The following is a 5917-nucleotide window of genomic DNA, read 5'->3' as shown; positions in this document are numbered from 1 at the left end:
GGTTGCATCGCGTGTCTCATTGCGTGAGGTCGATTTCGTAGGTGGCGAGGTTCTTGCCCGAGCCGTCGTCGGCCGTGACCTGCGTGATGCCGGTCAGGCCGGCCGCCGCTGCGTCGCCGAGGCGGTTCGGCGCGGACGCGAACTGCACGTGCGCGACCGAGCTCGCGAGCTTCGTGAAGCGCCAGCTGCGCTGCGCACCGTCGGCCGCGCGCGTGATCGCGCCGCGCTTCTTGATGAACGCGATCAGCACGTCACGGTTCGCATCGGGCGACGCGAAGATCGTCTTGCTCCCGTCGAGGCCCGGGAAGTTGCCGCCGCCGCTCGCGCGGTAGTTGTTGGTCGCGACGATGAACTGCGCGTTCGGGTCGAGCGGCACACCCTTGTACGTCAGGTTCTTGATCCGGCTGCCGACTGCCTGCGTGACGTCGATTTCATACGCGAGATCGGCCGACGTGAACATGTCGAAGTTGTAGCCGGGGAACGTACTGACGAGCGGCTGCACGGTCGCCTTGGTCGGGTCGATGCGGTTGAAGCGCTTTGCAGCGGTTTCGAGCCAGTTCTTCACGTCGGCGCCGCTCACCTTCACCGCGTACACGGTGTTCGGGTACAGGTACAGGTCGGCCGCGTTGTTGATTGCGAGCGCGCCCGGCGCGACGTCGGTGTAGTCGGTGCCGCCGCCGAAGCCGCTCTTGAACGGCGCGCTGACCGACAGCACCGGCAGCGACGCGTATTGCGGCAGGTTCGCCTGCACGTAGGTCTTCACGTAGTCGGCCTGCGCCTCGTTGACGATCTGGATCGCGCCCGGGTCGCCGACATCGGCGAAGTACGAGTTCATCCGGTAGTCGGTCGAGCCGATCGGCGTCTTCACGTAGTCGATCGTCGCCTGGTGCTCGGCGGCGATCGCGGCGGACACGGACGGATCGGCCGCGACGTAGCTCTTGTCGGCGTTCTGGATCGGCCGCGCCTCGACGGTCGTCAGCGACTTGTCGACGCTCCACGTCTTGCCGTCGAACTTCAGGCCGAGCTTGATCACGCCGAGGTGCTTGCCCCAGTAGTTGGCCATCACGGTCGGCACGCCGTTGACGGTGCCCTTGACCTTGTCGACACCCGGCAGGTTGAACTGCGACACGGTGCTGTTCGCGTCCGGGAACACCTGGTGCGAGTGGCCGATCAGCATCGCGTCGATGCCGGTCACCTTCGACAGCCACCAGCTGCCGTTCTCCATCGTCGGCGAATACGCGGAATTGTCGAGGCCGCCGTGCGAGATCGCGACGACGAGATCGGCGCCCTTCGCGCGCATCTCCGGAACGTACTTCTCGGCGGCTTCCTTCAGGCCGGTCGTGTAGACCTTGCCGTCGAGCCAGCGCTTGTCCCAGTTCATGATCGCGGGCGGAGTGAAGCCGATGATGCCGATCTTCACGGGCGCGCTGACCGTCTTGCCGTCCGGCGTCGTCGCGGTCACGGTGCGGGTCAGGATCGTGTACGGCGTGAACAGCGGCGCGTTGGTCTTCGCGCTGATCACGTTCGCGAGCACCTGCGGAAAGTTCGGGCCCGCGCACTTCTTCTGCTGGGCCGGCGCCGGCAGGCCGTCGACCTCGAACGTGTTGCCGGTCACCTGCGACAGGTACGGCAGCCCGTAGTTGAATTCGTGATTGCCGATCCCGCCGCCGTCGAATTTCGCGGCGTTCATCACCTTGTAGATCGCGAGCGTCTGGTCGCAGCCGATCGGCTTCACGAGCGCCTGGTAGTCCGACAGCGCGGTGCCCTGGATCGTGTCGCCGTTGTCGAGCAGCAGCGTGTTCGGATACTGCGCGCGCGCTTGCGCGATCAGCGTCGACACGCGCTCGAAGCCGAGCGAGTTGTCGGCGGCGAGCTTGAAATAGTCATACGACAGCACGTTGGTGTGCAGGTCGGTCGTCTCGAGCAGGGCGAGCGTGGCCGTCGTGCCGACGAGCGCCTGGGCCGCCGGGGGCGTCACCGGCGGCGAGGTGACGTCGTCGCCGCCACAGGCGGCGAGGATGAAGGCGAGGCTAGCGAGCGCGGCGATGGCCGGCATGCGACGGCGGGAAAGCAGGGGGAGACGCATCGGTTGTCCTGTTCGGTGTTCTGTTTTTGAAATGCGAGTACGCAACGAATGGCGGCGCGGGGCGCCGACGGCCTGATGTGCGGCGCGTGAGAGTATCGAAAGGAATCGTGACGGAAGAATGAAAGGTGATGACGCCGGCAACGGGCAGGGGGCGGCGGCTTCCACGCGCACGCCGGGGCGGGCGCCTGCCCGGCGCCCCCAGCTAGGCGCCTCGACGGAAATCCTCACGTCGCGTCGCCGGGCGGTTCGCTACAATGACCTCTGTCACCTTTTTGCAAACAACCTGCCCTTGGACTTCGAGACTCCTCCCGGCCTGTCGGTCGACGCCGGCGGCCAGGGCCAGACGGTGCGCCTGACCGGCCAGTGGACCGCGCTCGCGCTTGCACGCAATCGCGGCGCGGTGGCGCGCCGGGTCGCGAGCATCGCGTCCGGGCGCGTGAGCGAATGGGATCTGTCCGGCATCGAGCGGCTCGACCACGTCGGCGGCCAGGCGCTGTGGCGCGTGTGGGGCCGCAAGCTGCCGGCCGGCGTCGCGCTGAGCGCCACGCAGCGCACGATCTTCGAGCGCATCGAGCGGCTCGACAGCGAGCGCGAGGCGCCCGAGCGCGTGGTGCGCTTCGATCCCGTCACACGGCTCGGCCAGGCGATCTTCCGGTTCGGCGAACACCTGCAGGGCGGCATCGCGATGTTCGGCCTCGTGATCCTCGATGCGCTGTCGGTGCTGCGCCGTCCGAAGACGATGCCGTGGAAGGAAACCTCGGCGAACATCTACAGCGCCGGCGCGCAGGCGCTGCCGATCACCGCGCTCGTCGCGTTCCTGATCGGCATCGTGCTCAGCTACCTGTCCGCGCAGCAGTTGCAGATGTTCGGCGCGAACCGCTACATCGTGAACATCCTCGGGCTGTCGGTGATCCGCGAGCTCGGCCCGGTGCTGTCGGCGATTCTCGTCGCGGGCCGCTCGGGCTCGGCGATCACCGCGCAGATCGGCGTGATGCGCGTGACCGAGGAGCTCGACGCGATGCGCGTGATGGGCATCCCGCACGGGCTGCGGCTGATCCTGCCGCGCGTGCTCGCGCTCGGCATCGCGATGCCGCTGCTCGTGATGTGGACCAACATCATCGCGCTGACGGGCGGCGCGCTCGCCGCGAAGCTCGTGCTCGGGATCGACGTCAACTATTTCGTGCGCTCGCTGCCGGGCGTCGTGCCGATCGCGAACCTGTACATCGGGGTCGGCAAGGGCATCGTGTTCGGCATGCTGATCGCGCTGGTCGCCTGCCATTTCGGCTTCCGGATCAAGGCGAACTCGCAGAGTCTCGGCGAAGGCACGACCACGTCGGTCGTGTCGTCGATCACGGTCGTGATCCTCGCCGACGCGGTGTTCGCGATCCTGTTCCAGAACGTGGGGCTCGGATGAACGCATCGAACGAAACGACCGCGCATGCCGCGGCCATCGGCGCAGGGTCGGTCGGCACCCGGCCGGCAGCCCCGGCCGATGGCGGCGACCTCGTGATCGAGGTGCGCAACCTGACCAAGCGCTACGGGCGCAACATCATTCACCAGAAGCTCGACTTCGACGTGCGGCGCGGCGAGATCGTGTCGATCGTCGGCGGCTCGGGCTCCGGCAAGACCACGCTCGTGCGGCAGATCCTCGGCCTCGAGCGGCCGACGTCGGGCACGATCAAGGTGTTCGGCCAGGATACGGCGACGATCGACGACGCGAGCGCGCGGATGATGCGCACGCGCTCCGGGATGCTGTTCCAGCAGGGCGCGCTGTTCTCGTCGATGACGGTGTTCGACAACGTCGCGCAGCCGCTGCGCGAGCTCGGCCGCGTGCCGCCGGATCTGCTGCACGACATCGTGATGCTCAAGCTCGAGATGGTCGGGCTGCCGTGCAAGCACGCGTCGAAGATGCCGGCCGCGCTGTCGGGCGGGATGGTCAAGCGGGTCGGTATCGCGCGGGCGATCGCGCTCGAGCCCGAGCTGCTGTTTCTCGACGAGCCGACGGCCGGCCTCGATCCGCAGGCGTCGGACGAATTCGTCGAGCTGATCGCGACGCTGCATCGCACGCTCGGGCTGACCGTCGTGATGGTGACGCACGATCTCGACACGATGGTCGCGCTGTCGACGCGTGTCGCGGTGCTGGCCGACCGCAAGGTGCTGGTCGCGGCGCCGGTCGAGGAGGCCGCGAACGTCGACCATCCGTTCATCCACGAATATTTCCTGGGGCTGCGCGGGCGCCGCGCATTGCAGGCGCTGCCGCCCGAGCGGCGCGCGAAGCTGCCGAAGGCGGCCCTCGAACCGGCGCTGTCGAGCGTCGAGCTGTAGGCACGAAGGAATCCGCGAATGGAAAACAAATCACATGCGTTCTGGGCCGGCCTGTTCACGATCGCGCTGACGCTCGCGATCGCGGGCACCGTGTTCTGGTTCAACGTCGACCGCACCGTGCGCGTGCCGTACGACCTGCTCGCGCGTACCAACGTGACGGGGCTGTTCCCGGACGCGGCCGTGCGCTTTCGCGGCCTCGACGTCGGCAAGGTGCAGTCGATCGGGTTCGATCGCGCGCACCCGGGCCAGATCCGGATCCGCATCCTCGTCGACCACGACGCGCCGATCACGCAGTCGACCTACGGCAGCCTCGGCTTCCAGGGCGTGACGGGCATCGCGTTCGTGCAGCTCGAGGACACGGGCCGCGACCTGGCGCCGCTGCCGTCGTCGACGAAGGCGATCGCGCAGATCCCGATGCGGCCGAGCCTGTTCGACCAGATCCAGGAGCGCGGCGACGTGCTGCTGCGGCAGCTCGAAATGGCCGCGAAGAGCGCGAATGCGCTGATGTCGCCCGAGATGCGCGAGCAGTTGCGCGCGACCGCCGAAAGCCTGCAGCACGCGGCCGACGGTGCCGCCACGCTGACGAAGCAGCTCGGCCCGGCGGTCACCGCGCTGCCGGAAACGATGCACGAGGTGAACCGCGCGATGGCGTCGGCGAACACGCTGCTGCAGCCGAACGGGCCGCTCGTGTCGAACCTGAACAAGGCCGGGACGGCCGCGGATCAGATCGGTGTCGCGCTGAACGACCTCAACGCGCGCGTGCAGTACGACACGCTGCCGCGCTTCAACGCGCTGGCCGGCAGTGTCGGCGACGCGTCGCGGCAATTGAAGGACGTGGCCGGTGAACTTGGCCGCAATCCGCGCAGTCTGTTGTTCGGTTCGCCCGGCGCGGCGCCGGGCCCCGGCGAGCCGGGCTTCGCCTGGCCGGGTGCGACGGCCGGGCAGTGACACCCATCGAAACCGGAAACATCATGCAGGAACACGCCATGCCACGAATCCTTGACCGCGCGCTGCGTCCCGCCGCGGCCGCGCTTGCCGTGCTGACACTGTCGCTCGCGGCCGGCTGCGCCGGCAACAGCGCGGTGCTGTCGAATGTCCGCTATGACCTCGGGCCGGCCACGTCGGTCGTGACCGCAGGCCCGGGCCCCGCGCTGAAGGTGCTCGACGTCGCCGCGCCCGACGCGCTCGACTCCGACAAGTTCGCCTACCGCCTCGCGTACGTGGATGCGCAGCACGTGGCCGTCTATCGCGACAGCCGCTGGACCGCGCCGCCCGCGCAGCTGCTCACGCAACGGCTGCGCGGTGCGCTGTCGTCGCGCGGCACGGTGCTCGAAGGATCCGACGGCGTGCGCGCGCCGACCCTCAAGGTCGACCTGAACGAATTTGAACAGGTGTTCGACGGCCAGTCGCAGAGCCACGGCGCCGTCACCGCGCGCGCGACGCTGACGCTGGACGGCAAGGTGCTCGGCCAGCGCACGTTTGTCGCCCGCGCGCCGTCGAGCACGA

At 68.4% G+C, this 5917-nt stretch carries 5 protein-coding genes; 4 read left to right on the top strand and 1 reads right to left on the bottom strand.

Going from position 1 to position 5917, the window contains the following annotated elements; genetic code table 11:
- Positions 1-16 precede the first annotated feature (16 nt).
- Positions 17-2086: a bifunctional 2',3'-cyclic-nucleotide 2'-phosphodiesterase/3'-nucleotidase gene (locus G3O06_RS45915; protein WP_205820044.1), complete on the bottom strand. Its 2070-nt coding sequence runs from the start codon at positions 2084-2086 to the stop codon at positions 17-19.
- 289 nt (positions 2087-2375) lie between these two features.
- Here G3O06_RS45915 and G3O06_RS45910 point away from each other — a divergent pair, with 289 nt between their 5' ends.
- The 4 genes from G3O06_RS45910 to G3O06_RS45895 form a co-directional block, all read left to right on the top strand.
- Positions 2376-3500 carry an ABC transporter permease gene (locus G3O06_RS45910; RefSeq protein ID WP_174916234.1) on the top strand — a complete coding sequence of 375 codons (1125 nt, stop codon included), beginning with the start codon at positions 2376-2378 and terminating at the stop codon, positions 3498-3500.
- On the top strand, positions 3497-4411 hold the full coding sequence (locus G3O06_RS45905) for an ABC transporter ATP-binding protein (protein ID WP_174916233.1): 915 nt from the start codon (positions 3497-3499) through the stop codon (positions 4409-4411). The genes G3O06_RS45910 and G3O06_RS45905 overlap by 4 nt, the downstream gene beginning before the upstream one ends.
- Positions 4412-4429: 18 nt before the next feature.
- On the top strand, positions 4430-5359 hold the full coding sequence (locus tag G3O06_RS45900; protein WP_174974776.1) for an MlaD family protein: 930 nt from the start codon (positions 4430-4432) through the stop codon (positions 5357-5359).
- 38 nt (positions 5360-5397) lie between these two features.
- A partial coding sequence (locus G3O06_RS45895) for an ABC-type transport auxiliary lipoprotein family protein (RefSeq protein WP_205820043.1) occupies positions 5398-5917 on the top strand: 520 nt, incomplete at its 3' end.

Source organism: Burkholderia sp. Ac-20345 (assembly GCF_017104825.1).
GTDB lineage: Bacteria > Pseudomonadota > Gammaproteobacteria > Burkholderiales > Burkholderiaceae > Burkholderia > Burkholderia lata_B.
Note: the sequence above shows the minus strand (reverse complement) of the source record. Positions and strands in the feature narration are given on the sequence as shown.